Genomic DNA, 24,640 nt, shown 5'->3' with positions numbered 1-24,640 from the left:
CGCAGTGCGGTGTCACAGGCCGAGCCGCCGGCGCTCCTGCCGGATGCGGTCTTCGATGATCCGATAGATCTTGTCTGCGGCCCGCTGGAGCTCCCCCTCACTGAGGCGGGGCGCGGCGGTCTGCCTTGTCTCCGCCTCCCGGTTTTTCTCCCGGTAGGTGATGGGGGCCGGGGGCCGGTATCCGGGAGCCGTCCACTGGACGGTCTCCTCCCCCTGCGTCGGCCTGGGCAGGGCGGAGATATCCCGGGCCGTCCCCATGTGGGATTGGCCGCCCTGTCCGCCGCTCTCCCGCAGAAAGCGCCGGGCCCAGTCGGGCAGGCTTTGGACATATTCCGATTCCTCCGCCGCATGTACCGCCGGAGGCTGCTTGGGCGCCCCGGCGGGCTCCGCTGCCGGCGCCGCCGGGCCGTAGGTCAGCTCCACCGGCTCCGCGCCGCGCCCGACCGAGGCCCCGGAGGGCGCCCGGAACACGCCGCCCGGAGCCCGGACAGGCTGCCGCCCGGATGGAGCACGGCTCTCCCCGCCGGGCTCCGCACCCATCTCCAGCCCGGCACGGTGGGCCAGCTCCGCCCCTTCCCCGGGCAGCGCCGCCTCTGCGGCAAGCGCGGAGTGCCCGGCTGCCGGGGGTGTACTCTCTGCTGTACGGAGCGCCGGAAGTATGCGGATATCCCGCCCTGAGACCGTCTCCCCCCAGCGAGGATGCTGTGCCGCCGCACCCACTTCCGCCAGGCGGTAGGTTCCGGAAGCGGAGGCCCCGATCCCGGACAGCCGGGCAGCGGTGCCAGGGATGCTCCGGGCCTGCCCTGCGTGGGCGGTGCCCCGCTCCGCCTCCCGGCCCGACATCTGCCGGGACGGAGTGCCGGGCCTGACAGCCTGCCTCATTACGGTGGCCTCACCGCCCCGCTCTTCCTCCATTCGATAGGCCAGTTCCTCTCCAACGGGCATGGACATTGTGCGGGGTGCGCCGGGCTGTTCCCCGGCCCGCACTACATCAGAGGCCAGTCCCGGCGTGGGAACCCTCTTCTGCGCCGCGGCGGTGTCCTGCTCCGCCGAAACTGCCGCCGGGCCGGATGTTCGGATATCCCGCGCGGCGGTGAGCGCCGTCCGGCGCTCCGCCTGCCGGGCAGGGGCTTCCGGTGCCGCCGGCACAGATGCTTCCTCTCTGCCCTGGCCCCTGCGGGCGGTGCTTTGCTCTGCCTCCCGGCCCGATTTCTGCCGGGACGGGGTTCCGGGCTTGACAGCCTGCCCCTCTCCGGCGGCCTCACCGGCTCGCTCCATCTCCATTCGATAGGCCAGTTCCTCTCCAGCCAGCCCGGGCATTGTCCGGGGCGCGCCGGGCTGTTCCCCGGCCCGCATCGCATCGGAGGCCAGCCCCAGCGCGGGAGCCACCTTCTGCGCCGCGGCGGTGTCCTGCTCCGTCGAAGCCATTGCCGGACTGGATGTCCGGATGTCCCGCGCGGCGGTAAGCGCCGTCCGGCGCTCCGCCTGCCGGGCTGGGGCATCAGATACCACCGGCTCGGAGGTTTCCTCTCTGCCCCGGCCCCTGCGGGCGGTGCTTTGCTCCGCCTCCCGGCCCGACGTCTGCCGGGACGGGGTGTTGGGCCTGGCGGTCTGTCCCTCTCCGGTGTCCCCGCCGCCGCGCTCTTCCTCCACTCGATAGGCCAGTTCCTCTCCAACGGGCACGGACATTGTGCGGGGTGCGCCGGACTGTTCCCCGGCCCGCACTACATCAGAGGCCAGTCCCGGCGTGGGAACCCTCTTCTGCGCCGCGGCGGTGTCCTGCTCCGCCGAAACTGCCGCTGTGCCGGATGTCCGGATATCCCGCGCGGCGGTGAATGCCGTCCGGCGCTCCGCCTGCCGGGCAGAAGCCTCCGGTGCCGCCGGCTCGGATGCTTCCTCTCTGCCCCGGCTGCTGCGGGCGGTGCTTTGCTCTGCCTCCCGGCCCGATTTCTGCCGGGCAGAAGCCTCCGGTGCCGCCGGCTCGGATGCTTCCTCTCTGCCCCGGCTGCTGCGGGTTGTCCCCCGCTCGTCATTCCAGGCCGGTTCCTGCCGGGACGGAGTGCCGGGCCTGGCGGCCTGCCCCTCTCCGGCGGCCTCACCGGCTCGCTCCATCTCCATTCGATAGGCCAGTTCCTCTCCAGCCAGCCCGGGCGTTATATGGGGTGCGCCGGGCTGTTCCCCGGCCCGCACCGCGTCAGAGGCCAGCCCCGGCACGGAAATCATCTCCTGCGCCGCGGCGGTGTCCTGCTCCGCCGAAGCCATTGCCGGACTGGATGTCCGGATGTCCCGCGCGGCGGTGAGCGCCGTCCGGCGCTCCGCCTGCCGGGCAGGGGCTTCTGGTGCCGCCGGCATGGATGTTTCCTCTCTGCCCTGGCCCCTGCGGGCGGTGCTTTGCTCCGCCTCCCGGCCCGACGTCTGCCGGGACGGGGTGTTGGGCCTGGCGGTCTGTCCCTCTCCGGTGTCCCCGCCGCCGCGCTCTTCCTCCACTCGATAGGCCAGTTCCTCCCCAGCGGGCCCGGGCATTGTCCGGAGTGCGCCGGGCTGTTCCCCGGCCCGCATTGCATCGGAGGCCAGCCCCGGCGCGGGAACCACCTTCTGCGCCGCGGCGGAGTCCTGCTCCTCCGAAGCCGCCGCCGTGCCGGATGTTCGGATGTCCCGCGCGGCGGTGAGCGCCGTCCGGCGCTCCGCCTGCCGGGCAGGGGCATCAGATACCACCGGCTCGGAGGTTTCCTCTCTGTCCCGGCCCCTGCGGGCGATGCTTTGCTCCGCCTCCCGGCCCGACGTCTGCCGGGACGGGGTGTTAGGCCTGGCGGTCTGTCCCTCTCCGGTCTCCTCGCCGCCGCGCTCTTCCTCCACTCGATAGGCCAGTTCCTCCCCAGCGGGCCCGGGCATTGTCCGGAGTGCGCCGGGCTGTTCCCCGGCCCGCATTGCATCGGAGGCCAGCCCCGGTGGGGGAACCATCTTCTGCGCCGCGGCGGTGTCCTGCTCCGCCGAAGCCGTTGCCGCGTTGGATGTCCGAATATCCCGCGCGGCAGTGTCCTGTTCCTCCGCAGCAGCCGCCGGGCCGGATGTCCGGATGTCCCGCGCAGTGGTAAGCGGCATCTGCTGCTCCGTCCGCCGGGCGGATACATGCCCCTCCCGGTGCCCGGAGCTGCCCTCCGCCGAAGTGGCGGGCTTCACAGCGGCGGTTCGGAGGATATCGGCGGCCCGCTCCACAGCTTTTCTGGCGGCCTCCTGCAGAGCGCCGTCCGCCTGCCCGGCGGGATGCTCCTGCTCCGCCGTCTGCTCCAGAAGCCGGACTTCCTCCGGCGGGCTCATGCGCTCCAGCCGCCGGGACTGGAACGCCGCGCCGTCCTCTTCCCGTCCCCGGCTGAGCGGCGGCAGGACGGTCTCCCCCTCCCGCCGGCGCTGGAGCCGCCGGGAGAGCGCCCGGGCCTGCTGTCCCAGATCTCCCGGCAGGGCCTGCCAGGGAGTCTCCACGTCCCCGCTTTCGACTGCCGGATGCCGGACGCCATTCAGAAAACGGTTATCCTGACGAATGAGCTGATAAAAATTCTGATTCAGATTCCAGGTGTGGGAGGGCCTTTCCCTGCCCTCCCCGGCCTTTTCCTTCCGCTGGGGGGCCGGGCGGCTCTCCCGAATCGTGAGCACCCGTTCCACAATGCGCTCCACAGCCCGGCGCTGCTCGCTCTCCCCCTTCTCCCGGCGCAGGGCCTCCAGCACCAGGCGGAGATCCACCTGGTACACCGGGGCCGGTGCCGGCTCAGCATCAGGCGGCGCCTCCTCCAGCAGCTCCAGGGGCACGTAGGGCCAGCGCCCCTCCGCCCGCTCCGCCCGGGCCAGCAGCTCCTCCGCGAAGGTCTGGGCCAGGGCGCCGAAGGGAGACAGCGCCAGCCGATGCCGGGGCAGCACGCCCATATCCGGTTTTGTCACCGCAATGGATTCCATCAGTAGCACCCGTTATGGATCAGCTCAATCCGGCTGACGGCCACGCTGGCCTGGTTGCTGTTGAGGGCGGGCCCCTCATACTTCTGCAGGTGGGCTCCCACCACCGTCCACTCCCGCTGGGGCACCCCAAAGCTGTCCTTGAGGATGATGGCCCCGGCCAGGGGGATGGACATGCCCTGGTTGACCATGGCCATCAGCAGGGAGACGCTGTCCACGCTGGTGACCACCCCCTGCTCCAGCACCAGGATGCCGGGCTTGGTGTTCTTGAAGAAAAACCGGGGGTAGTTGCTCCCCCCCTCGGTATAGACCTCGTACTCCACCTCCATGCCCAGACCGGAGACCGACTGGAAGCCGCCGGTGAGGGCTGCCCCCGTCCCGATGAGGGCCACGTCAAAATAGGCGCCCGATATGGCCATGGGGTGTCCCTCCTTCCATCTGGCGCCGGGGCTCAGGCAGTCCCCGGCTGGGTGGTTCGCTTCATGCCGGTAATGGCGAAGGTGAGGCTCTCGGTGAGCACCTCACTGCGGCTGCTGTCCAGGGGCGCCAGCTCATACCCGATGGGCATGGCCCCCTGCAGAGTCCAGATCACCCCGGGATTCCCCTTTTCGTTGAGGGTGATCACGTCGATGGTGCGCCGCAGGTTGGCCCCGGTGGGGCCGGTGTGCACATCGGCGGAGGCGGAGAGCATCCAGTCCAGAAACTCGTTGTCCCCCACCACACCCTTGCTCAGGGTCACGGGGGCGAAGCTGGTGAACACCGGCGTGTACTCCTTCACGCCGCGGGCATCGCTGCCGTCCCGGGCCTGAATGGTCTCCACCTGCATCTGGATGCCGGAAAACCGGCTGAAGGCGGCGGAGATCTCCTCGCTGTCACCCACCCGAACCAGGAACCGGAAGGCCTGAATGGGCTCCGGATATAAAATGGCCATGGATCTCTCACCTGCCGTTTCATCTCAGTTCAAAGCTCTTATGGCTGTCGCCGCTGAGTTTTTTGTTGATGGCGGATACCTCGCGGCACCAGCGCCGCCGCTCCCAGTGATCCAGGGCCATCAGCGCCTCGTTAGACCAGTGCAGATAGTAGGCCAGAAACGCCATCTCCTGGTAGAGGCGCTCCTGGGGGTAGAGCGACACCCCCCGGGTGTGCTTCAGGGACAGCGGGCTCTCCTCCCGGCGGGGGATGCCCTGCCATGGGAAGGGGTGCTCTCCCTCCCCCCCGGTCTCCGGCGGCGGGAGCCGCAGGGCGGGGAACCCGGCATTCTCCTCAGAAGCCCACTCTAGCCCAGCAAAAAATCCAGCGGCACCTCAAACTGCTGGTTGCAGTGGGGGCAGGTGAGCTGGTAGTGGGGCATCTCGGACATATTGATGCGCTGGTACATGTCCTGGAGATAGGCCAGATCCATGGTGAACAGATTCTCGATCACGCGGGTGTTCACCGCGCTCAGGGTGCCCAGCTTGGTGATCACCCGGGAGAGCAGGATGATGGTCAGGTAGCCGGAGTTCTGCTGAACCCGGGGATCCCGCAGGGGGAGGATCTCGTCCGCCGCCGTGGCCAGGCGCATGGTGCCCCGCTTGTGGAGATCCCCGTTCTGATCCACATAGCCCTTGGGCAGCTCAAATTCAAATTCGGTCTGCATGGTGTCCTCCTATTGGGTATGCCCAGATGATTCCCCACAGCCCACAGGCGGAACCGCCTGTGGGCTGTCAGGAACCTATCCACGGAATCAGATCTCAGACGGCGCGCCGGACACGGCGCCGGGGATGTGCTCCAGGCCCTCGTGGCACAGCTCCAGGGACTGGATGGCCACCTCGCCGCCCATGCCGTTCAGATCGGGCACGGTGTAGCCCACGGGCCAGGCGTTGATCAGCTGCCAGGAGGGGCCCGGGTTGCCGGCGTCGTCAATGAGGGTGATGGTCACGTTATGCCGCACCATGCCGGTGGGGGGCGCGGTGTTGGTGGGGGCGACGGAGTAGATCCAATCCAGGAATTCGGAGTCGTCGGACACGCCCCAGCGCAGGGTCACGTTGCCGAACTTGGTCAGGCCCGCCAGCTTGCGGGGGGTGTTGCGCAGATCATCGCCCTCCCGGTACTCCACGGCGTCGACGGAGGAGCTCATGCCGGACACTTCGGAGAAGCCCCCGCGCTGCATCCCATCGATCTCCACCTGGTACCGAAATACTCTGTAGGGGTAATTGATGGCCATGATTTATCTTCGTCCTTTCTGTATCAGTCTGTGGCGCGGGATCACTCGGAGGCGGTCTTCTGGGTGATGCGGAAGATCACGAACTCGGCGGGCTTCACGGGGGCGATGCCGATCTGGCAGATCAGGCGGCCGTTGTCGATGTCGTCCTGGGTCATGGTGGTGGGGCCGCACTCTACGAAGAAGGCCTCGGACGGGGTGGAGCCGGCCAGGGCGCCGTCCCGCCAGCAGGTGGCCAGGAAGGCCTCGATGGTGCGGGTCACACGGCTCCACAGGGCGGTGGAGTTGGGCTCAAAGACCACCCAGTTGGTGTTGGCCTTGATGGACTCCTCCACATAGATGAACAGGCGGCGGACGTTGAGGTACTTCCACAGGCCGTTGGAGCTGATGGTGCGGGCGCCCCAGACACGGATGCCCCGGCCGGTGAAGGCGCGGATGAGGTTGACGCCGATGGGGTTGAGGATGTCCTGCTCGCCCTCGTTGTAGGCGCAGGACAGGCCGGTGCAGCCCCGAACCACCTCGTTGGCGGGGGCCTTGTGGACGCCCCGCTCGATGTCGGTGCGGGCATAGATGCCGGCCATGGCGCCGGAGGGCGGGAAATAGGCCGAGCGCTTGGCGCCGGCGTCGTACATCTCCAGCCAGGGGTGGTACATGGCGGCATAGGTGGAATCGTACATGTCGCGGAAGTTGGCCACGTCGTTGGTCTTTTTCAGCTCCATGGGCACATCCAGGATGGCAAAGCAGCTCTTCTTGCTCTCACAGAAGCCGATGAGAGCCGCCTGCACCTCGGGGGCGGTGATGCCGGGGATGGCCATGATAGACACATTGCTGTTCTCCAGGAAGGCCTGCAGACCGGTGCGCCGGCCGGGGCCGTCGTCCTTGCCCAGGAAGGTGTCGGAGGAGGCGGTGAGAACGGAGCCGTTGCTGCCGCCCTGGAGGGTAAGCACCAGCTCGCTGCCGGTGCCGCCGCACAGGTCGTAGGGCACGATGGGGGCGGCCTTGGGCGCGGGCGCGGGGGCCTCCTTGCCGTCCTTGTCCTTCTCCTTGGCGGGGGCCGGGGCGGCGGCCTTGATCTCCAGCACCTCCACGGTGATCAGGTCGGACTTGGCGGTCTTGACGCAGATGTTGTTGAGGGCGCCGGGCTTGAGGGAGAGGTTCTCGAAGGTCTCCACATTGTCCCCCAGCCGGGCGGTGACGGTGATCTCACAGGTCTTGATGTACTTGGCGGTGCCCACCTTGGTGTCGGCCACGTCCAGGGTGCAGGGGGCGTCCAGGGTGACCACCCGGTCAAGCACGCTCTTGATGGTGGCGTGGGCAGCGGTTCTGCCGTCGAACAGCTCCACCACGTCGCCGGGGTTGAAGCCGTCGGCGTTCTTCAGGGTGAGATCCGCACCGCTGACGGCCAGAACCTGGGTCTTGGCCTTGGAGGCGGGAGCGATGGTCACCCGCATGTCCTCCGCCCAGGCGCCGGGGTTGGCGGCGGTGAGCTTGAGCACGCCGGTGGTGAGGGTGGCCGCCTTGGCGTCGCCGGGCACCGCCCGCATGATGTAGGCGCGGGCGCCTCCGTTGGCGAAGAACTGCTCCACCGCATAGGGCAGGAAGCGGTTGCCGCCGTAGGCCGCATCGCTGAGATAGCCCCCGTAGATCCGCTTGTAGTCGGCGAAGCTGGTGACCAGCTGAGGCTGCCCGATCACCGGGCCCCGCTCCGCCAGGCCCACAAAGCCCGCGGTACTGGTGCTGACGCCCTGCATGGGTGTTGCGCCGGAATCATACTCCTCCACGTAAACACCCGGGGATAGATACTCTGCCATGTCTTTGCTTCACGCCGCATGGATCGGCTGGGGGCCGGACGTGAAGCGCCCCTCCTTTCTATCGTGAAAATTTTGCTTGCTGCTGATATTCTCCAAAACCGCGGCAGGCCGCGTGTTGGATTCAGAAAGTCAGATCGAGGCCCTGGGCCCCGGCCGCCAGCCGCTCCCAACTAGAGGAGAGCACCGCGGCGTTGTATTCCAGAGCGGCGGCAATGCGCTCCCGGGCCTCAAAGCGCTCGGTGAGCCGGGCGCTGGTGCGGAACACAAACCGCCCCTCCTGGAGGAAGAAGCCCCCCTCCGTGACCTGGGCGTTGAGCCGGGAGCACAGAGCCAGCGCCGTCTCCGGCGCCTCCACCCGGGCCGGGTGCAGCCCGTAGACCAGCACCAGCGCCCCCCGGCAGTCGCACACCGTCTGCCAGGCACAGCCCCGGCTGGTGAAGCGGAAGCGGAACCGCATCCCCTCCCGGAGATAGTCCACGCCGCTGTGCTCCAGCAGGGCCGCCAGCTCCTCCGCCCCGTCGGGCGGAGCGTCAAATTCCCATGCCATGGGGCCCGCCTCCTTCCGCTGTCAGCCCCGCCGGGTCAAAGGCCCGGCCGGCGGTCTCCACAGTCAGTTCCACAGGCGGCTCCACGGTCTCCGCGGGCATCTCCGGCACCGGGAAGGGAACCGTCTCCACCTCCCCGTCCGGCGGCAGGAACCGGGCCCGCGCCGGTGCGGGAGCCCCGGCCTCCAGCAGGGCGTTCATGCCCTGGTTGCCCAGCCAGCCGGCCAGCTCCTCCAGCCGGTTCGGCGGCAGCTCCCACACAGGGGCGCCCGCCAGCACCGCCCGGGCGGCCTGTCCCGCGCTGCTGATGCGTTCCCGTTCAGGCTGGCGGCGGATCTGCTCCGTCTGCTCCCGGTGCTCCGTCTCCTGCCGGGCCCTCTCCGGGCTCCACTGCTGCTCCATCCGCCGCCCCCTCTCCGTCCTCGGGCGGGGGCTCCTCCGCCCCCACCGCCTCCCGCAGAGCCTGATCCAGCGCCCCGGAAAAGCCCGGCTCACTGAACGCCTCCAGCGCCTCGGTGGCCCGATCCGCGAGGAAGCTGAGCTTGTTGGCAAACTCCTGGCGCATCTGGGCCTTTTTGGCAACCATGGCCTCCATCCTGGCAGCGGCGGTCTGGAGGGCCGCCTTCTCGTCCGCGCTTGACGCGTCCCGGAGCTGCCCCCGGTACTGCTCCAGCAGCGCCCGCTCCCTGCTGTCATCCAGGAAGGGGTACATGGTGCGCAGGGTGTCCGCCCCCTGTTCCCCCATCTCACTCTTGCCCAGGGCAAGATCCCGCATGTCCTCCACCGTGCGGCGGGCCCCCCGGAGGGTGTCCACCACCAGGCCCACCGCGCTGTCGGTGAAGCCACGGTTGAACACCACCTTATCCGGGCTGTGGCCGGGCACGTTGCGGGCGGGGGATGCCTTCTCGAAGAGCTTGCGCTGCTGCCACTTGTCCGGCTGGGACTGCCCCACCGTCTTTTTCAGGCAGGAAAAGAGCATCATCTGCCCCGTGCCCTGGAGCACCGCCCCGGACAGGGTTCCCCGCTGGAAGGCCGTCTCGGAAAAGCGGCGGAGCATATCCTGGTCGTCCGGGCTGCTGCGCTCGTAAAATCCCCGGGCCGAGGTGGGATCCGGCATCTGTCCGGCCTCTTCCTGCGGCTGTCCGGGCTGCGCCCCGGCGTGCTCCTCCGTCTCTCCGCCGGCCAGCTGAGCCGCATGGCGGCGTCCCATGGCGTCGAAGGTCTGCTGGAAGCTCTCGGTCACGTGATAGAGGGGATCCCGGTGCTGAAACTGCTCCGTGCCGGCGGCCCAGGCCATCTGGCGCCGGAGGGTTCGGGAGAGATCCTTCGACCCCGCCGGCTCCGCCTCCGTCCGGCGGCGTATGTAGATCCGGTTCATGGGAATCCACCTCCCAGTGCCAGGCGCATACTCTGGACGACCCGCCGGAAGTCTACCGGCCGCAGGATAAAGTCGGTGCAGTGCAGGCGGACGCAGCGCACGGCGTACTCCGGCGTGTCATCCACCAGGATGATTCTGCACCGCCGATCCCGCTCCCGGAGCAGGCGGGCCTGATAAAAGCCCGTGCTTCCGCCGAAGCCCAGAAACACGATGTCAACGGGCTCCTTCCACGCCTCGAACGCATCCGCATTGAGAAAGCAGTGAAATGTGGCCTGGATCCTGTATAACGCGCAGTACTGGACAATCCACTCGCGCAGCTTCTCCGCGGCTGCCTGACTGTTTTCACATACGGCAATCCTCATGTTCCTCCACCGTGGCTCCATCTATGAAGCGACACCTTACTTATAGCACATCCCCCACAGCGCCACAATCAAATCGGCGTGAACGGGCCCAATCGGGGGCAAACGGTAAATGCCCGGCATTCTCTCCTGAACCGCAGGAGGGCGGCGGCGCCTCTCTGTGCAAACCGCACAACACCCCCTGCCTCCGGCCCCGAAAGGGCTGCCGGCCGGGACGCCAAGGCCGGAGGACGCAAAAATCCGGTGCGCCGCTTCCTGAGGAAGCGGCGCACCGGATTGTGTTTATGGGGCGGCGGGCGGGGCAGCGGATCAGTGACCGGGCCCCTCCGGCTTTCTGGCGGCGGCAAGGAGCATCATGGGCCGGCGCAGCTCGTCGGCCATGCCGGGCACGTCCATCAGTCCGGGGTCGGGCCTGGGCTCCACCAGGGCCCTCAGCACAAAGCCCGCGTCCAGGAGAGCCCGGACATAGGTGGTCAGGGTGCGGTGGTACTTGATCACATCACAGCCCAGGAAACGGGCCGTCCGGCGCCCCTCGGTGAAGTAGTGATCCACCGGCCAGTATAGGGGCGCGCCGTCGGGGCCGGTGACCCACTCCTGGGAGCCCTCGGCGGTAAACACCGGGTGCTCGCAGGAGAACACGAAGTCCCCGCCGGGGGTGAGCCAGTCGTGGATCCGCCCCACCAGGGGCTCCAGCTCCTCCACATAGTGGAGGGCCAGGGAGCTGAGCACCACCTCAAAGGAGGCGGGCGGGAAGTCCACGTCCTCCATGGCGGCACGGACATAGTGGATGCTCTCGTCGTGGGTGTCGGCCCTGGCCTTTTCCAGCATCTTCTCCGACAGATCCACCCCGATCACCGCCGCCGCGCCGTGGTCGGAGGCATACCGGCAGTGCCAGCCGAAGCCGCAGCCCAGATCCAGCACCCGCTTGCCGGAGAAGCCGGGCAGCAGGCGCTCCAGCTCGTGCCACTCCCCGGCGGCGGACAGGCCCTGCACCGACCGGGGAAAGCGGACATACTGTTCAAAAAATGCCGGGTTATCGTAGTTGTTTTCCTTCATTGCATATGGATTCCTCTCTGAGCAGCGAATCAGCCCCGGTAGGGCCGGTACCCGCTCTGATTCCTGCGGCGGGAGCCGTACCGGCGGCTCCGCCGGCGGAAGCCGAACCACCAGACCAGGAACACCGCCAGGGCGATGACCAGCACCACCAGCACCAGCGCCAGAACGCCGAACAGGTTCAGGCTGCGCAGCAGGTTCAGGGGGTTCCAGGTGGGGTTGGCCGTCTTGCGCCCCTCGGGGGCGGCGTACCGCCCGTCCACCGTCCCCATGGACTGGAGATAGGAGGCCAGGGCGTACCACTCCTTTACCTCCGAGCCGTTGGGGTTGTGGATGATGTGCTCCTCAAAGTCGGTGATCACATTGCCGTCGGCATCCTTGGGGGTGATGGTGAGAATCCCGTAGGACTGGGCATTGACGGTGCCCAGCATCTGGCCGGTGTACAGGCCGGTGACCACCCGGTAGAGCTTGTCGTCCTCGATGGGCACGGCAGAGCCGTCGGGCAGCACCTGGGCGCAGTCGTACACCTTGTTGAAGATCATCCGGCGGGGGTTCCACGACCAGGTCATGCCCGCGCCGTAGATCTGTGCCTCGGACATGAGGGGGGACACGGAGGCGTCCACCTCAAAGGCGTCTTTCAGCTCCCTCCCCGTGATCCACACGGAGATCAGGGGATAGCCCGGCGTGCCGTCCGCCCCGGAGCCCAGGGAGGACACGTTGAAGGCGTCGGAGGTGGTAATGTCCCCGGCCTGGAAGGAGCCGCGGATCACCCCGGCGGCCACCACCGCGAAGTCCACGGGCACATAGTCCGCCCCCTCCGCCTGCTGCACCGCATAGACGTAGGAGTCGGCAATCAGGTTGCCCAGGGTGTCCTCCCGGTGCTCCTCCCCAAGCTGTTCAATCGGTGTAAAGGAGAAATCCGACACAGCAAGCACCTCGTCGAAGCCCACGCCGTAGTCGTCCAGATACTGTTCCTCCACCAGGGGCCGGAAGGTGTTCACCAGCGCCGTCATCTCTGGATCCTCCGCCACCGTCTCGTCCACAGGGATCAGGCGGTAATCCTTGACAGTCTTTTCGCCGTTTGGTTTCCAGGAAATTGTGATCGAGCCCAGGTTGGCGGTGTAGGCCCCGCAGGAGACGATCAGGGTGTCCCCCACCCGGATGGGCTCGGTAAGGGTGGTGTGGGTGTGGCCGGAGATGATCAGATCGATGCCGTCCACCTGCCGGGCCAGCTGGTAGTCCTCCCCCTTCCCCCTGCCGTCGGTGCCGCTGTGGGACAGGCAGATGATGAAATAGGGCTCATTCCGGCCGGACAGCTCCTCCTCCAAAGCGGCCACGGTGCGCTCCGCCGCATCGGCGATGGGCTCGAACTCCACGCCCGACATGGGGGCGTTGCTGTCCGCCACCTCCCCCATGAGGCCGAAGATGCCGTAGTTGACCCCGCCCCGCTCCAGGATCATATAGTCCCCGATGCCGTAGCGGTTCCAGGCTTCGGTAAGGCTGCCGCTCTCCGGGCGGATGCAGTTGGCCTGGACAATGGCGGGCAGGGGATCCCCGCTGTCCACGGCGGCGTTGAGCATGTCCGCCAGCCCCTCCGAGCGGTAGTCAAACTCGTGGTTGCCCAGAGTGGTCACGTCATATCCCATGGCGCCCAGGGCCCGCAGCTCCGGCGCCTCGGCGGCGTATATGGTCTGGAACAGGCTGCCCATGGAGAAGTCCCCGCCGTCCAGCACCAGGGCGTCCGGGTGGGCCTCCCGCTCCTGCTTGATCAGGGTTGCCAGGCGGGTATAGCCGCCGGTCTCCCCGCCGCCGGCGTCGGGCATGGGGAGGAAGTGGTCGTGGGTGTCGTGGGTAAACAGGATGGTGCTCTCGTAGGTGGGCGCGGCGGCGGAGGCCGGGGATATCAGCGCGCCGGCCAGCAGAATCAGCGCCAGGCCCAGTGCGGCCAGGCGGTTCCAACGCGGATGCGGCATGGTCTTCCCTCCTTCTCCCCTAGTTTGCCATACTTTCGGAAAAAAAGAAAGCCCCCCGGGGCAAAATCCGTCGAAATGCGAAAAAAAGAGGCCGGCGGCCATGCCGCCGGTCTCTTGGGGTATCTGAATCAGCGCTCCGCCATGGGGACATAGTCCGCGTGGGTGCCCACATATTTGTAGGCCGGGCGGATGATCTTGCCCATGTTGATGAGCTCCTCGATGCGGTGGGCGCTCCAGCCCGCCACGCGGGCCATGGCAAACAGGGGGGTGTACAGCTCCAGGGGCAGATCCAGCATGTGGTACACAAAGCCGGAGTAGAAGTCCACGTTGGCGGACACGCCCTTGTACATCTTCCGCTCGCCGGAGATGACCTCGGGGCCCAGCCGGGCCACCATGGAGTAGAGCTCGTACTCCTCGGTGCGGCCCTTCTCCCGGGACAGCTTCTCCACGAACTTCTTGAACAGGTTGGCGCGGGGGTCGGACAGGGAGTAGACCGCGTGGCCCATGCCGTAGATCAGCCCCGCCCTGTCAAAGGCCTTCTTGTCCAGCAGGGCCTGGAGGTAGCGGCGCACCTCGTCCTCGTCCTTCCAGTCCTTCACGTGCTCCTTCATATCCTCGAACATGCGCACCACCTTGATGTTGGCGCCGCCGTGCTTGGGGCCCTTCAGGGAGGCCAGGGCCGCCGCCATGCAGGAGTAGGTGTCGGTGCCGGAGGAGGTGACCACGTGGGTGGTGAAGGTGGAGTTGTTGCCGCCGCCGTGCTCGGCATGGAGGGTCAGGCAGATGTCCAGCACGTGGGCCTCCCAGAAGGAATAGGAGGAGTCAGGCCGCAGCAGGGAGAGGATGTTCTCCGCCGTGGACAGCTCCGGCCGGGGGGCGTGGATGTACAGGCTGCTGCCGCTCTTATAGGTATAGGCCTGGTAGCCGTAGACGCTGAGCATGGGGAACAGGGAGATGAGCTGGACGCACTGCCGCATGACGTTGGGCAGGGAGATATCGTCGCACTGGTCGTCATAGGAGGCCAGGTTGAGCACGCTTCGGGCCAGGGAGTTCATGATGTCGTGGCTGGGCGCCTTCAGGATGATATCCCGCACAAAGTTGTTGGGCAGGGTGCGGTAATAGGCCAGCTGCTTTTGGAAGCTCTCCAGCTCCGCGGCGTTGGGCAGGCGGCCCAGCAGGAGCAGATAGGCCGTCTCCTCAAAGCCGAAGCGGCCCTCCTTCAGGGCCCCCTCCACCAGGCGCTCCACATTGATGCCCCGGTAATACAGCTCGCCCTCGCAGGGAACCTCCTTGCCGTCCACAATCTTCTTGGCCACAATGTCGGAGATCTCGGTCAGGCCAGCCAGGACGCCCTTGCCGTTGAGATCGCGCAGGCCGCGCTTCACGTCATACTTGACATAGTCGTCCGGATCAATGCTGCTGTGCTTCAGGGACTGAGCCGCCAGGGCCTCAATTTCAGGGGTGATGTCGCAATAGTTCGGGTTGCTCGCCATAGAAAACCTCCATTCTCTTCTTACGTATGCCGGGACGGCCGGCAGCCGCCCTTCCGCTTCCAATATGTGAAAATCAGTTTAACACAGAAATGTTACCAAATCATGAAGGCGGAAAAACTTTCCTCTGCCGGCTCAGAGCAGATCCTTCCGCTTGAGCACAATGGCGGCCAGCAGGATGATGCCGCCGGTGAGGGCCAGCGGGAACCAGAAGAACTGATCCAGAGGCAGTCCGGACACATTCATGCCGTAGAATCCGAAGATGATGTTTGGAATGGCCAGCAGGATGGTGATGGAACTGAGCACCTTCATGGTGACGTTCAGGTTGTTGGAGATCACCGACGCGAAGGCGTCCATCATGCCCGAGATGATGGAGGAGTAGATGTTGGCCATCTCAATGGCCTGGCGCACCTCGATGAGCACGTCCTCCAGCAGGTCGTGATCCTCCTCGTACAGGGTAATGATGCGGCCCCGGAGGATCTTCTCCAGGGTCACCTCATTGGCCTTCAGGGAGGTGTTGAAGTAGACCAGGGATTTCTCCAGATCCAGCAGCTGGATGAGCTCCTTGTTCCGCTGGGACTTGTAGAGCTGCCGCTCCATGAAGTTGTAGATTTTGTCGATCTGCTTCAGGTACTGGAGGAAGCGCTTGGCTACCTGGAGGAGCATATAGAGGATGAAGCTGGTGCGCTTCTGGGTCTCGGCGTTGCGCACCAGGCCGTCCTGAAAGTCCCGGAGGATGCTGGACTCCTTCAGGCAGACGGTGATGATGTGCTTCTGGGTGACGATGATGCCCAGGGGCAGGGTGGAGTACTCCACCGCGTCGTCCTTCTCCACGGCGGGCACGTCGATGATGATGAGGGTCTGCCCGTCCTCGGTGTCGATGCGGGAGGTCTCCTCCTCGTCCAGGGCGGCCCGCAGGAAGGAGGGCTCCACCCCCAGGGTCACCGCCACGGTGTTCAGCTCATCCTCGCTGGGATAGGTCAGGTTGACCCAGCAGCCGTCCTGAACGGAGTCCAGGCGGGTCATCTTTCCGTTGATGGTCTTGTGGATAGAGAGCAACTGTATCACGCCTTTCTTGGCGCGGGAGGCCCAAATGGGCATAAAAATCCCCGCACGCTTTGTCTTTGCCGCCCGCGCCGGGACTTCCCGGGCAGGCCAAACGGCGACACAGGCGTACGGGTGCACCGAGGGATCCGGTCATCCGAAGGGCCAATGCGCCGCGCTGGGTATGGGACATTCTCGACTCACAGGGTCACCGCTCACGGCGCATATCACTCCTTTTGTTTCTCTGTTTGATTCAGCTGACAGGAGCGCAGCCGGCTCCTGCTCCAGCACTCCCTATTATAAGCCCGTCCCCGCCGGATTGCAAGCAAAACGTCCGCCGCGAAATTTTTTCGCCCTCCTGTCCCCGCGATTCCCGTCGGATCTCCGGGGATCATTTCGAAAATGATCCCCGGAGATCGGATCTTGACAGCGCGGCGGCGCTTTGCTATACTCTTCGGTAAGGACGGTGAAACCATGAGCAAAGAAATCGGCATTATCGACGCGGATCTGCTGGACAACGGAACCCGCCACCCCAACCTGGCCCTGATGAAGATCAGCGGCTATCAGAAGGAGCTGGGAAACAACGTCACCCTGCTGGAGGACTACTTCGCCATTCCCAGATACGACGAGGTCTACCTCTCCCGGGTGTTTGACTTTACCAAGGTGCCCATTGATCCCAAGGACTATCCCAACCTGCACATCGGCGGCACCGGCTATTTCTGGATGGACGCCGAGGATCTCCCCCACGAGATCGAGCACCATATGCCCGACTACCACCTGTACGACGAGTACGTGGGCAAGCAGATCGCCCGGGGCATCAAGGCCCAGACCTACAGCGACTACATGGACTACAGCATCGGCTTCACCACCCGGGGCTGCTTCCGCAAGTGCCCCTTCTGCGTCAACCAGAAGTACGACCACGTGTTCCGCCACTCGCCCGTCAAGGAGTTCTTCGACCCCTCCCGGAAGCACATCTACCTGTGGGACGACCAGTTCTTCGGCTTCCCCAGGTGGCAGGAGGTCATCGACGAGCTGGAGGAGACCGGCCGCCGGTTCCAGTTCCGCCAGGGGCTGGACGTGCGCCTGATGACGGAGGAGAAGGCCCGCCGCCTGGCCAGGGTGAAGTACCACGGGGACTACATCTTCGCCTTCGACCACATCAGCGACACCCCGCAGGTCAGGAAGGGCCTGGAGATCTGGCGGCGGTACTCGGACAAGTCCACCAAGCTCTATGTCCTCTCCGGGTTTGAGTCCCAGGGGGCGGAGGAGATCGCCTCCATCTTCGAGCGCATCCGCATCCTGATGGAATACCAGTGCCTGCCCTACATCATGCGCCATGAGTACTACAACCAGTCCCCCTACAAGGGGATGTTCATCACCCTGGCCCGGTGGTGCAACCAGCCCAACTTCCTCAAGAAGAAGAGCTTCCGGCAGTTCTGTGAGGCCAACGGCCTGCACAGCTCCGCCTACCGCTACATGTCCCAGTTCGAGCACGACCATCCCGACATCGCCAAAACGTATTTCGACATCCGCTTCGACCGCCGGGGCGGGCAGTAAACATGCGGGCAGGAGCTATCCTGCCCGCACCTTTTTATGGCCGTAGGAAGTGGAAATAATTCATCCCCAGCTCGATATAGACTCTCTGTTTGAGCAGCAGGTGCCTGTCCTCCACCATACCGTCCTGAAAGCCCACCTCGATGCCGCAGCCGGAGGAGATCAGCTTGGCCTTCATGTCGTCCCGGATGTACTTGCCGGAAAAGACGATGATGGAAGGGATGGGCGCCGCGATGCAGTCGTCCAGGGCGTAGCTCAGCTTCTCAAAGGCCGAGCCGCTGGTCTCCTGCAGCTTGGCCTCGATAGCCATGGAGCGGCAGTTGACCGGGTTCATGACCACCACGTCCAGCTTGCGGGGCGTGCCGATGAACCGCCAGCCGATGTACTTCTCCTCCGCCACCTCCAGCCCGTCCCCCCAGCTGCGGATATACTCCGCCAGGGCGTGCCGGAAGCGATTTCCATTGTTGGGCATGTCCCTCCACCTCCTGGTTCCTCTGCCTCCATGATAGAGGATCCCGGCCCATCGGTCAAGCCCGGATATCCGGCGCCCCGCCCTGTCCATCTTCCCCCGCGTTCCGCCTGAAATTTTTGGCGAAAACGGCAATGCCCGTCTCTTGCGCATGTCCTATCACCATAGTATAATACTAAAAGTTAGGTTGATAAAACTTGCTTTAGGTGGATGAACATATGACGAGGACAGAGACGGAACAGACGAGGAAAACCCTGGAGGACGTGGCCCCCGGCCAGCGGGGGATCATTCTCCAGGTGGGCAATGAGAACGGGCCGGTGAAGCGCCGGCTGGTGGACATGGGCCTCACCCCCGGCACGGAGGTGACGGTGCGCAAGGTGGCCCCCTTCGGCGACCCGCTGGAGCTGAACCTGCGGGGGTACGAGCTCTCCCTGCGCAAGGCGGACGCCGCCCAGATCCAGGTGGCCACCGGCGAGGAGGGGGAGCGGCGGGCCAAGACCCGGAAGCAGCGCATCGGCATGGTGCAGCACATCCCCGACGAGGAGACCCTCCGCCGGATGGACGCCGACCACGCCCACGAGGCCGCCGAGCACGGCGGCGTGCCCGACTACGCCAGCCACGACACCCGGGAGATGAAGCTGGCCCTGGTGGGCAATCCCAACTGCGGCAAGACCACCCTCTTCAACGCCCTGACGGGCTCCAACCAGTACGTGGGCAACTGGCCCGGTGTGACGGTGGAGAAGAAGGAGGGCCGGGCGGAGGTGGACGGCAAGCCGGTGACGGTGGTGGATCTGCCGGGCATCTACTCCCTCTCCCCCTACTCCATGGAGGAGATCGTGGCCCGGGACTTCATTGTGGGGGAGCGTCCCGACGCCATCATCGACATCATCGACGCCACCAACATCGAGCGCAACCTGTACTTAACCGCCCAGCTGCTGGAGCTGGAGCGGCCCATGGTGATCGCCCTCAACTTCATGGACGAGGTGGAGAAGCACGGGGACAAGATCGATGTGGAGCGGCTCTCCCGCGCCCTGGGCGTTCCGGTGATCCCCATCACCGCCCGGTCGGGCAAGAACGTCCAGGAGCTGCTGGAGGAGGCCCACCGGCAGATGCACGTGGGCGTCACCGTGGAGCCCGATGATCTGTACGACGACTTCACCCACCAGATCCACCACAAGGTGGGCGAGCTGATCCACGACAAGGCCTACGCCGCCGGCATCCCCGCCCACTGGGCCTCCATCAAGCTCATCGAGGGGGATTCCCTGGTGAAAAAGGCCCTGGGCCTGTCCAAAGACGAGGAGGACAGGCTGGAGGCCATCTGCCGGGAGTACGAGGGGGCCTACGACCTGGGCGACCGGGAGACCCTGATCGCCGACGCCCGGTACCAGTTCATCCAGGAGGTGGTGTCCCAGTGCGTGCGCCGGGGCCGCCCCCTGGGCGCGCCCACCCTGTCCGACCGGATCGACGCCGTCGTCACCCATAAGTTCCTGGCCATTCCGGTATTCCTGCTAATGATGCTGGCCATGTTCGCCCTCACCTTCGGGCCGGGGCAGGCCCTCTCCGACGGAGTGGACGTGCTCATCAGCGACTACTTCGCCGGGGCCGTCCGCTCGGTTCTGGCCGCCGCGGGCACCGCCCCCTGGGTGGAGGCCCTGCTGGTGGACGGCGTGATCGCCGGCGTGGGCGGCGTGCTCACCTTCCTGCCCCAGATCGCCATCCTGTTCCTGTTCCTCTCCTTCCTGGAGGACTCGGGCTACATGGCCCGGGCGGCCTTCATCATGGATCGGCTGCTGCGGCGGTTCGGCCTGTCCGGCAAGGCCTTCATCCCCATGCTCATGGGCTTCGGCTGCACCGTCCCCGCGGTCATGGGCGCCCGCACCATGGAGAATGAGAAGGATCGGCGCATGACCATCATGCTGGTGCCCTTTATGTCCTGCTCCGCCCGGCTGCCGGTGTACGGCCTGCTCACCGCCGCCTTCTTCCCCAGATACGGCGGGCTAGTGGTGTTCTCCCTCTACCTGCTGGGCCTGCTCTTCGCCATCGTCTCGGGCATTTTGCTGAAAAAGCTGGTGTTCAAGGGGGAGCCCGCCGCCTTCGTGCTGGAGCTGCCCCCCTACCGCCTGCCCACCCTGAAGAACATCTCCCTCCACGTGTGGGAGAAGGTGAAGGGCTTCCTGGTGAAGGCGGGCACCCTGATCCTGGCCATGAGCGTGCTGCTCTGGTTCCTCCAGTCCTTCGGCTTTGAGGGCGGCGCCTTCGGCATGGTATCCCAGGAGGAGTTCTCCCTTCTGGGTACCATCGGCACCTTCCTCTCCCCCGTCTTCGCCCCCCTGGGCTTCGGCACCTGGCAGGCGGCGGTGGCCCTCCTGTCCGGCCTGATCGCCAAGGAGATGGTGGTGTCCTCCATGAGCATGTTCTACGGCTTCTCCATGACCGCCAGCGGCACCGCCATCGCCGCCGCCCTGGGCGGCACCTTCCAGAGCCCCCTGGCCGCCTACTCCTTCCTGGTGTTTGTCCTGCTCTACGTGCCCTGCGTGGCGGCGGTGTCCACCATCCACAAGGAGATGAACTCCACCAGGTGGACGCTGGCCTCCATCGGCTGGCAGCTGTGTGCCGCCTGGCTGGGCTCCTTCCTGGTGTACCAAATCGGCTCCCTTGTGCTGCAGGTGATCTGATGCTAAAATATGTGATATACATCGGCGTGGCGGCCCTCATCGTGTGGGCGGCGTGCTACCTCATCTACCGCTTTCACCAGCGTCTCAAGGGCAAGCGGGGCTGCGACTGCGGCGGGTGCGGAAGCTGCCCCCACACCGGCTGCCGGCACCGGAAAACAATTGACAATTGATAATGGATAATTGAGAATGATTCCATAACCCAAACGGAAGCGTATTCACGAACCCGGTTCCGAAATCAGCCATTATCAATTCTCAATTTTCAATTATCAATTCCAGAAGGGGGGAAAGATTTCCCATGGATGAGAAGCAGAGGCAGCTCCAGGACTGGATCGGCGAGAGCCGCCACATCGTGTTTTTCGGCGGGGCCGGCGTCAGCACGGAATCGGGCATCCCCGACTTCCGCAGCGTGGACGGGCTGTACAACCAGCAGTACCAGTACCCGCCGGAGACCATCCTGAGCCACACCTTCTTCGAGAAAAATCCGGAGGAGTTCTACCGCTTCTACCGCAACAAGATGCTCTTTCCCGACGCCCAGCCCAACGCCGCCCACCTGAAGCTGGCGGAGCTGGAGGCGGCGGGAAAGCTGGACGCGGTGGTGACCCAGAACATCGACGGTCTCCACCAGGCGGCGGGGAGCAAGACCGTGTACGAGCTCCACGGCTCCGTCCACCGGAACCACTGCATGAAGTGCCGCCAGTTCTACGGCCTGGACTTCATGATGGAGGCCGCGGGCGTGCCCCGCTGCCCGGTGTGCGGCGGGGTGGTGAAGCCCGACGTGGTGCTCTATGAGGAGGCGCTGGATCAGGAGACCATGGAGGCCGCGGTGCTGGCTATCGCCCGGGCGGACATGCTGATCATCGGCGGCACCTCCCTGGCGGTGTACCCGGCGGCGGGACTGATCCGCTATTACCGGGGCAATAAGCTGACCCTCATCAACAAGAGCCCCACCCCCTACGACCGGGAGGCCGACCTGGTGCTCAACCAGCCCATCGGCCAGGTGCTGGGGGTTATTCGGGTATAAACGATACTATTTTATTGACAAACGATATTTTCTGCGCTATGATATTCCCAAGATACCTGTCTGTGGGGCGCGGCGACCCGGCGCGCCCATGCGGCACGAGTTCTGAAAAGGGGGAATATCATCCCATGGAGAAAACCGCCGTGCAGAAGCTGGCCGGGGTGCTGAAAATCCTGGTCACCATCACGTTTGTGTGCAATCTGATTGTCCTGGTCATGGTGCCCGGGCTGGTGCATATCAGCGTCCGCCAGGGCCTTGCGGAGTGGTGGCAGTATGACGCGGACGACACCCTCCACATGCTGCTGCTCGGCGGATGGGGGCAGTGGGGGCAGAACGGGGCCTATGCCGATGTGCTGGCCGCCTTCCTGCTGTTCTGCGGGGTGTGCACGGCGGTGATCCTGTGGCAGGGCCGCCGGGTACTGGGCACCATTCTGGCGGGCAACCCCTTCCAGCGGGAAAACGGCGTCAGCCTCCGCCGGGCGGGGGTGTGCTGCTTCGCCATCTCCGCCGCCGCCCTGGTCCGGGTGGTGTGGGGGCTGTTCTACTATCAGTCCATCGCCTCCCTGCTCACCTACAACGCCCTGTTTGTGCCCATCTTTCTGCTGGGCGGCCTGCTCTGCCTGGTGGTGTCCGCCCTGTTCCGCCAGGCGGCGGAGCTGAAAGCGGAAAACGACCTGACCATTTAGGGGGTGCGGTATGCCCATTGTCGTCAATCTGGATGTGATGATGGCCAAGCGAAAGATGAGCCTCAACGAGCTGTCCGCCAAGGTGGGCGTCACCCTGGCCAACCTGTCCATCCTGAAAAACAACCACGCCAAGGCGGTGCGCTTCACCACCCTGGAGGCCATCTGCAGGGCCCTGGACTGCCAGCCCGGGGATCTGCTGGAGTATGTGCCGGAACAAGAAGAAACGGAATCCTGAGAGCGGCCTTGGGCCGCTCTTTTTTGGCAGAATGGTTGACAAGTGTAAACCGATCTGGTATGGTAGGGTTACAAGAGTAGACCAAAGGAGGTTATCGCCGTGGAGGAGCGGGAGACCATCCGCCTGTCAGACAGCGAGTGGCGGGTGATGGAGGAGCTGTGGACGGCCCCGTCTACCCTGATGGAGCTGGTGCGGACGCTGGGAGACAAGACGGGCTGGGCCAAGAGCACTGTGGCCACCGTCCTGCGGCGCATGGAGGCCAAGGGTCTGGTGACCTACGAGGAGGGCGAAAAGGCGCGGGTCTACCATTCTGCCCTGAGACGGGAGGACGCCGCCCTGGCGGAGACCCGGTCTCTGCTCCACCGGGCCTACCACGGCAGTGTGGGGCTGATGATGTCCGCCCTGGTGAAGGGCGGTTCCCTGAAGCCGGAGGAGCTGGAGGAGCTCCAAGCCATTCTGCGGGAGGCGGAGAGGGGGAGGGTGACGTGAAGGAAATTCTGCTCACCTCGTCGGTGCTGATTCTGGCCCTCACCGCCCTCCGGTTCGCCCTGCAGGGGAGGATCTGTTCCCGGCTCCAATATGCCCTGTGGCTGCTGGCGGCCCTCCGCCTGCTGGTGCCGGTGAGCATCGGAACCAGCCCGGTGAGCGTGCTGGGGGCGGCGGAGGCCATCCCCGCCTATGTGGAGGCGCGGCAGTCTGCGGGCGATGCACCGGCGGCGGACGAGAACACCCCCTCCCCCGTTCCGGCGCAGGATCTCCCCATGGAGGCGCTCTATCCCCCGCAGACCGCCCTGCCGGAGCCTGCCCTCCCGGAACCCGCCCTCCCCGCGCTGGAGACCATCCTCCGCTGGGTGTGGCTGGGCGGCGCAGCCGGGTTCGGACTCTGGATGCTGGCGGTAAACCTGCGGTTTGGGGCACAGCTGCGGCGGAGCCGGTGGAAGCTGTACAAAGCGGATGGCCCGGTGCCGGTGTATGTCAGCGGGGCGGCGGAGACCCCCTGTCTGTTCGGCCTGCTCCGGCCCGCCATCTATCTGCCCCCGTCCTGTGCGGAGGAGCCCACCGTGCTCCGACATGCCCTGGCCCACGAGCGGGCCCACTACCGCCACGGCGACCACCTGTGGGCCCTGGTGCGCTGTCTGTGCCTGGCCCTCTACTGGTTCGACCCGCTGGTGTGGCTGGCCGCCGCCCTGTCCCGCCGGGATGGAGAGCTCTCCTGCGACGAGAGCGCCCTGGCCGCCCTGGGCGAGGAAGAGCGCATTTCCTACGGCCGCACACTGCTGGCCCTGGCGGTGCGGCGCTCCGGCCCCTCTCCCCTGCTCCACACCGCCACCACCATGTCCATGGGGGCGGGCGGGCTGAAAGAGCGCATCCGGCTGATCGCCCAAAAGCCCCGCACCCTGTGGCCCGCCGCGGCTCTGGCTGTCGGTTCGGCCGCCCTGCTGGCGGCCTGCACCTTCGCCGGCACCCCGGAGGCAGAGACTCCGGCGGCCCCGGTCGGGACTTCCACCCCCTCCCCCACGGCGAAGAGCCAAGATCCGCTTCCCTGGGAGGAGGATCCCGCCCTTCTGTTTTCCATCCGGCAAGTGAGCTGGTGGCCCGGCGGCTGGCTGGACGACTATGAGCGGCGATATACCTTTATCCTGGCCCAGCCGGAGGGCCAGGATGATGTGTGGCAGGTGATCGGCTGGCAGGACGAGACCGGCACGCTTTACCCGGCGGAGGGGAATCCGACCCAGGCCGATCCCCTCCAGGCCGCCATGGACTATGCCGCCGCATATCTGGAGGGCATTCGGAACGAGGAGGACTTCTACCTCCAGGGCACCTGGACGTCCAGCGAGGAACAGATCACCACCAACACAGCCGCCCCCTCTCTGAAGGTGACGGCGGTCGCGGACTCATCTGTCGTCGTGCGCTTTACCGTAAGCCGTCCCGGGGACTGGTACTACGGAGAGCAGTTCACACTGGAGCGGGAGATCGACGGGATCTGGTATAAAATACCGGTGGTGAGTGACAACAACTCCTTTCTCTTAACTGCTTATCACATACAAGCAGGTGAGCCCACAGTGAAGACCTACTACTATCGATGGCTATATGGAACCCTTCCCATTGGTCATTACCGGATTTTAACCGGCGTCAGCAACTGGGACGTGGAGAACGGCGATGAACTCCTGGCCGCCGAGTTTGACATCTCCTAGCGCATCGCAA

24 protein-coding genes are annotated in these 24,640 nt (G+C 65.7%); 8 read left to right on the top strand and 16 right to left on the bottom strand.

All coding sequences use genetic code 11. The annotated features are described in order from the left end of the window. Positions 1-12 precede the first annotated feature (12 nt). From B5E42_RS15415 to B5E42_RS15345, 15 genes are all read right to left on the bottom strand, one after another. Complete coding sequence (locus B5E42_RS15415) at positions 13-3,948, bottom strand: hypothetical protein (RefSeq protein WP_141242558.1); 3,936 nt, start codon at positions 3,946-3,948, stop codon at positions 13-15. After that, a complete protein-coding gene (locus tag B5E42_RS15410; RefSeq protein WP_087241250.1) occupies positions 3,948-4,364 on the bottom strand; it encodes a phage tail protein in 417 nt (138 codons plus the stop codon). Before B5E42_RS15410 ends, B5E42_RS15415 begins: the two co-directional genes overlap by 1 nt. Positions 4,365-4,396: 32 nt before the next feature. Then, a complete protein-coding gene (locus B5E42_RS15405; protein ID WP_087241248.1) occupies positions 4,397-4,876 on the bottom strand; it encodes a phage tail protein in 480 nt (159 codons plus the stop codon). 19 nt (positions 4,877-4,895) lie between these two features. Then, complete coding sequence (locus B5E42_RS15400) at positions 4,896-5,078, bottom strand: DUF6760 family protein (protein ID WP_087241246.1); 183 nt, start codon at positions 5,076-5,078, stop codon at positions 4,896-4,898. Positions 5,079-5,221: 143 nt separating this feature from the next. Further along, a complete protein-coding gene (locus B5E42_RS15395; protein ID WP_087241244.1) occupies positions 5,222-5,581 on the bottom strand; it encodes a hypothetical protein in 360 nt (119 codons plus the stop codon). An 87-nt stretch (positions 5,582-5,668) separates the two neighbouring features. Continuing rightward, positions 5,669-6,148, bottom strand: coding sequence for a phage tail protein (locus tag B5E42_RS15390; protein ID WP_087241242.1), 480 nt, complete (start codon positions 6,146-6,148; stop codon positions 5,669-5,671). A 41-nt stretch (positions 6,149-6,189) separates the two neighbouring features. Continuing rightward, entirely contained in the window at positions 6,190-7,956 is a 1,767-nt protein-coding gene (locus tag B5E42_RS15385) for a phage tail sheath subtilisin-like domain-containing protein (RefSeq protein ID WP_087241240.1), read from the bottom strand. A 121-nt stretch (positions 7,957-8,077) separates the two neighbouring features. Next, the gene (locus tag B5E42_RS15380) at positions 8,078-8,503 is read right to left on the bottom strand and encodes a hypothetical protein (protein ID WP_087241238.1); all 426 of its coding nucleotides are present in this window, start codon (positions 8,501-8,503) and stop codon (positions 8,078-8,080) included. Then, the gene (locus tag B5E42_RS15375) at positions 8,487-8,903 is read right to left on the bottom strand and encodes a hypothetical protein (protein WP_087241236.1); all 417 of its coding nucleotides are present in this window, start codon (positions 8,901-8,903) and stop codon (positions 8,487-8,489) included. Before B5E42_RS15375 ends, B5E42_RS15380 begins: the two co-directional genes overlap by 17 nt. Then, complete coding sequence (locus B5E42_RS15370) at positions 8,821-9,879, bottom strand: hypothetical protein (protein WP_087241234.1); 1,059 nt, start codon at positions 9,877-9,879, stop codon at positions 8,821-8,823. Before B5E42_RS15370 ends, B5E42_RS15375 begins: the two co-directional genes overlap by 83 nt. Beyond that, entirely contained in the window at positions 9,876-10,241 is a 366-nt protein-coding gene (locus B5E42_RS15365; protein WP_087241232.1) for a response regulator, read from the bottom strand. The genes B5E42_RS15370 and B5E42_RS15365 overlap by 4 nt, the downstream gene beginning before the upstream one ends. 306 nt (positions 10,242-10,547) lie before the next feature. Further along, a complete protein-coding gene (locus B5E42_RS15360) occupies positions 10,548-11,294 on the bottom strand; it encodes a class I SAM-dependent methyltransferase (RefSeq protein WP_087241230.1) in 747 nt (248 codons plus the stop codon). A gap of 29 nt (positions 11,295-11,323) precedes the next feature. Further along, entirely contained in the window at positions 11,324-13,264 is a 1,941-nt protein-coding gene (locus B5E42_RS15355; RefSeq protein ID WP_087241228.1) for a bifunctional UDP-sugar hydrolase/5'-nucleotidase, read from the bottom strand. 128 nt (positions 13,265-13,392) lie between these two features. After that, a complete protein-coding gene (locus B5E42_RS15350; protein WP_087241226.1) occupies positions 13,393-14,757 on the bottom strand; it encodes a citrate/2-methylcitrate synthase in 1,365 nt (454 codons plus the stop codon). A gap of 132 nt (positions 14,758-14,889) precedes the next feature. Then, the gene (locus tag B5E42_RS15345; protein ID WP_242967181.1) at positions 14,890-15,813 is read right to left on the bottom strand and encodes a magnesium transporter CorA family protein; all 924 of its coding nucleotides are present in this window, start codon (positions 15,811-15,813) and stop codon (positions 14,890-14,892) included. Positions 15,814-16,272: 459 nt separating this feature from the next. Here B5E42_RS15345 and B5E42_RS15340 point away from each other — a divergent pair, with 459 nt between their 5' ends. Continuing rightward, complete coding sequence (locus B5E42_RS15340; RefSeq protein ID WP_087241224.1) at positions 16,273-17,355, top strand: hypothetical protein; 1,083 nt, start codon at positions 16,273-16,275, stop codon at positions 17,353-17,355. Positions 17,356-17,389: 34 nt separating this feature from the next. Here the strand turns inward: B5E42_RS15340 and B5E42_RS15335 are convergent, their stop codons facing one another. Beyond that, positions 17,390-17,824, bottom strand: a complete 435-nt coding sequence (locus B5E42_RS15335) for a PD-(D/E)XK nuclease superfamily protein (protein ID WP_087241222.1) — start codon at positions 17,822-17,824, stop codon at positions 17,390-17,392. 215 nt (positions 17,825-18,039) lie between these two features. Between B5E42_RS15335 and feoB the strand changes: the two genes are divergently transcribed. The 7 genes from feoB to B5E42_RS15305 all read left to right on the top strand — a co-directional run bounded on the left by feoB (position 18,040) and on the right by B5E42_RS15305 (position 24,630). Then, positions 18,040-20,496, top strand: a complete 2,457-nt coding sequence (feoB, locus tag B5E42_RS15330; protein ID WP_087241220.1) for a ferrous iron transport protein B — start codon at positions 18,040-18,042, stop codon at positions 20,494-20,496. Continuing rightward, the gene (locus B5E42_RS18980; RefSeq protein ID WP_141242557.1) at positions 20,496-20,666 is read left to right on the top strand and encodes a FeoB-associated Cys-rich membrane protein; all 171 of its coding nucleotides are present in this window, start codon (positions 20,496-20,498) and stop codon (positions 20,664-20,666) included. The genes feoB and B5E42_RS18980 overlap by 1 nt, the downstream gene beginning before the upstream one ends. A 125-nt stretch (positions 20,667-20,791) precedes the next feature. Continuing rightward, positions 20,792-21,517 (top strand): NAD-dependent protein deacylase, encoded by a 726-nt coding sequence (locus tag B5E42_RS15325; protein ID WP_087241218.1) that lies wholly within the window; start codon positions 20,792-20,794, stop codon positions 21,515-21,517. A 125-nt stretch (positions 21,518-21,642) separates the two neighbouring features. Continuing rightward, on the top strand, positions 21,643-22,200 hold the full coding sequence (locus tag B5E42_RS15320; protein ID WP_087241216.1) for a DUF2975 domain-containing protein: 558 nt from the start codon (positions 21,643-21,645) through the stop codon (positions 22,198-22,200). Between the two features lie 10 nt (positions 22,201-22,210). Next, the gene (locus tag B5E42_RS15315) at positions 22,211-22,435 is read left to right on the top strand and encodes a helix-turn-helix transcriptional regulator (protein ID WP_087241214.1); all 225 of its coding nucleotides are present in this window, start codon (positions 22,211-22,213) and stop codon (positions 22,433-22,435) included. Between the two features lie 99 nt (positions 22,436-22,534). Further along, entirely contained in the window at positions 22,535-22,924 is a 390-nt protein-coding gene (locus B5E42_RS15310) for a BlaI/MecI/CopY family transcriptional regulator (RefSeq protein WP_087241213.1), read from the top strand. Further along, positions 22,921-24,630, top strand: a complete 1,710-nt coding sequence (locus tag B5E42_RS15305) for a M56 family metallopeptidase (protein ID WP_087241211.1) — start codon at positions 22,921-22,923, stop codon at positions 24,628-24,630. The genes B5E42_RS15310 and B5E42_RS15305 overlap by 4 nt, the downstream gene beginning before the upstream one ends. Positions 24,631-24,640 lie beyond the last annotated feature (10 nt).

Origin of the sequence: Flavonifractor sp. An10, assembly GCF_002161215.1 — a bacterium.
GTDB classification, from domain to species: domain Bacteria; phylum Bacillota; class Clostridia; order Oscillospirales; family Oscillospiraceae; genus Flavonifractor; species Flavonifractor avistercoris.
Note: the sequence above shows the minus strand (reverse complement) of the source record. Positions and strands in the feature narration are given on the sequence as shown.

Excerpts from the sequence above, each read along its gene's own strand:
- B5E42_RS15415 (WP_141242558.1), bottom strand. The coding sequence starts at position 3,948 with ATGGAATCCATTGCGGTGACAAAACCGGATATGGGCGTGCTGCCCCGG.
- B5E42_RS15410 (WP_087241250.1), bottom strand. The coding sequence starts at position 4,364 with ATGGCCATATCGGGCGCCTATTTTGACGTGGCCCTCATCGGGACGGGG.
- B5E42_RS15405 (WP_087241248.1), bottom strand. The coding sequence starts at position 4,876 with ATGGCCATTTTATATCCGGAGCCCATTCAGGCCTTCCGGTTCCTGGTT.
- B5E42_RS15395 (WP_087241244.1), bottom strand. The coding sequence starts at position 5,581 with ATGCAGACCGAATTTGAATTTGAGCTGCCCAAGGGCTATGTGGATCAG.
- B5E42_RS15390 (WP_087241242.1), bottom strand. The coding sequence starts at position 6,148 with ATGGCCATCAATTACCCCTACAGAGTATTTCGGTACCAGGTGGAGATC.
- B5E42_RS15385 (WP_087241240.1), bottom strand. The coding sequence starts at position 7,956 with ATGGCAGAGTATCTATCCCCGGGTGTTTACGTGGAGGAGTATGATTCC.
- B5E42_RS15380 (WP_087241238.1), bottom strand. The coding sequence starts at position 8,503 with ATGGCATGGGAATTTGACGCTCCGCCCGACGGGGCGGAGGAGCTGGCG.
- B5E42_RS15375 (WP_087241236.1), bottom strand. The coding sequence starts at position 8,903 with ATGGAGCAGCAGTGGAGCCCGGAGAGGGCCCGGCAGGAGACGGAGCAC.
- B5E42_RS15370 (WP_087241234.1), bottom strand. The coding sequence starts at position 9,879 with ATGAACCGGATCTACATACGCCGCCGGACGGAGGCGGAGCCGGCGGGG.
- B5E42_RS15365 (WP_087241232.1), bottom strand. The coding sequence starts at position 10,241 with ATGAGGATTGCCGTATGTGAAAACAGTCAGGCAGCCGCGGAGAAGCTG.
- B5E42_RS15360 (WP_087241230.1), bottom strand. The coding sequence starts at position 11,294 with ATGAAGGAAAACAACTACGATAACCCGGCATTTTTTGAACAGTATGTC.
- B5E42_RS15355 (WP_087241228.1), bottom strand. The coding sequence starts at position 13,264 with ATGCCGCATCCGCGTTGGAACCGCCTGGCCGCACTGGGCCTGGCGCTG.
- B5E42_RS15350 (WP_087241226.1), bottom strand. The coding sequence starts at position 14,757 with ATGGCGAGCAACCCGAACTATTGCGACATCACCCCTGAAATTGAGGCC.
- B5E42_RS15340 (WP_087241224.1), top strand. The coding sequence starts at position 16,273 with ATGAGCAAAGAAATCGGCATTATCGACGCGGATCTGCTGGACAACGGA.
- B5E42_RS15335 (WP_087241222.1), bottom strand. The coding sequence starts at position 17,824 with ATGCCCAACAATGGAAATCGCTTCCGGCACGCCCTGGCGGAGTATATC.
- feoB (WP_087241220.1), top strand. The coding sequence starts at position 18,040 with ATGACGAGGACAGAGACGGAACAGACGAGGAAAACCCTGGAGGACGTG.
- B5E42_RS18980 (WP_141242557.1), top strand. The coding sequence starts at position 20,496 with ATGCTAAAATATGTGATATACATCGGCGTGGCGGCCCTCATCGTGTGG.
- B5E42_RS15325 (WP_087241218.1), top strand. The coding sequence starts at position 20,792 with ATGGATGAGAAGCAGAGGCAGCTCCAGGACTGGATCGGCGAGAGCCGC.
- B5E42_RS15320 (WP_087241216.1), top strand. The coding sequence starts at position 21,643 with ATGGAGAAAACCGCCGTGCAGAAGCTGGCCGGGGTGCTGAAAATCCTG.
- B5E42_RS15315 (WP_087241214.1), top strand. The coding sequence starts at position 22,211 with ATGCCCATTGTCGTCAATCTGGATGTGATGATGGCCAAGCGAAAGATG.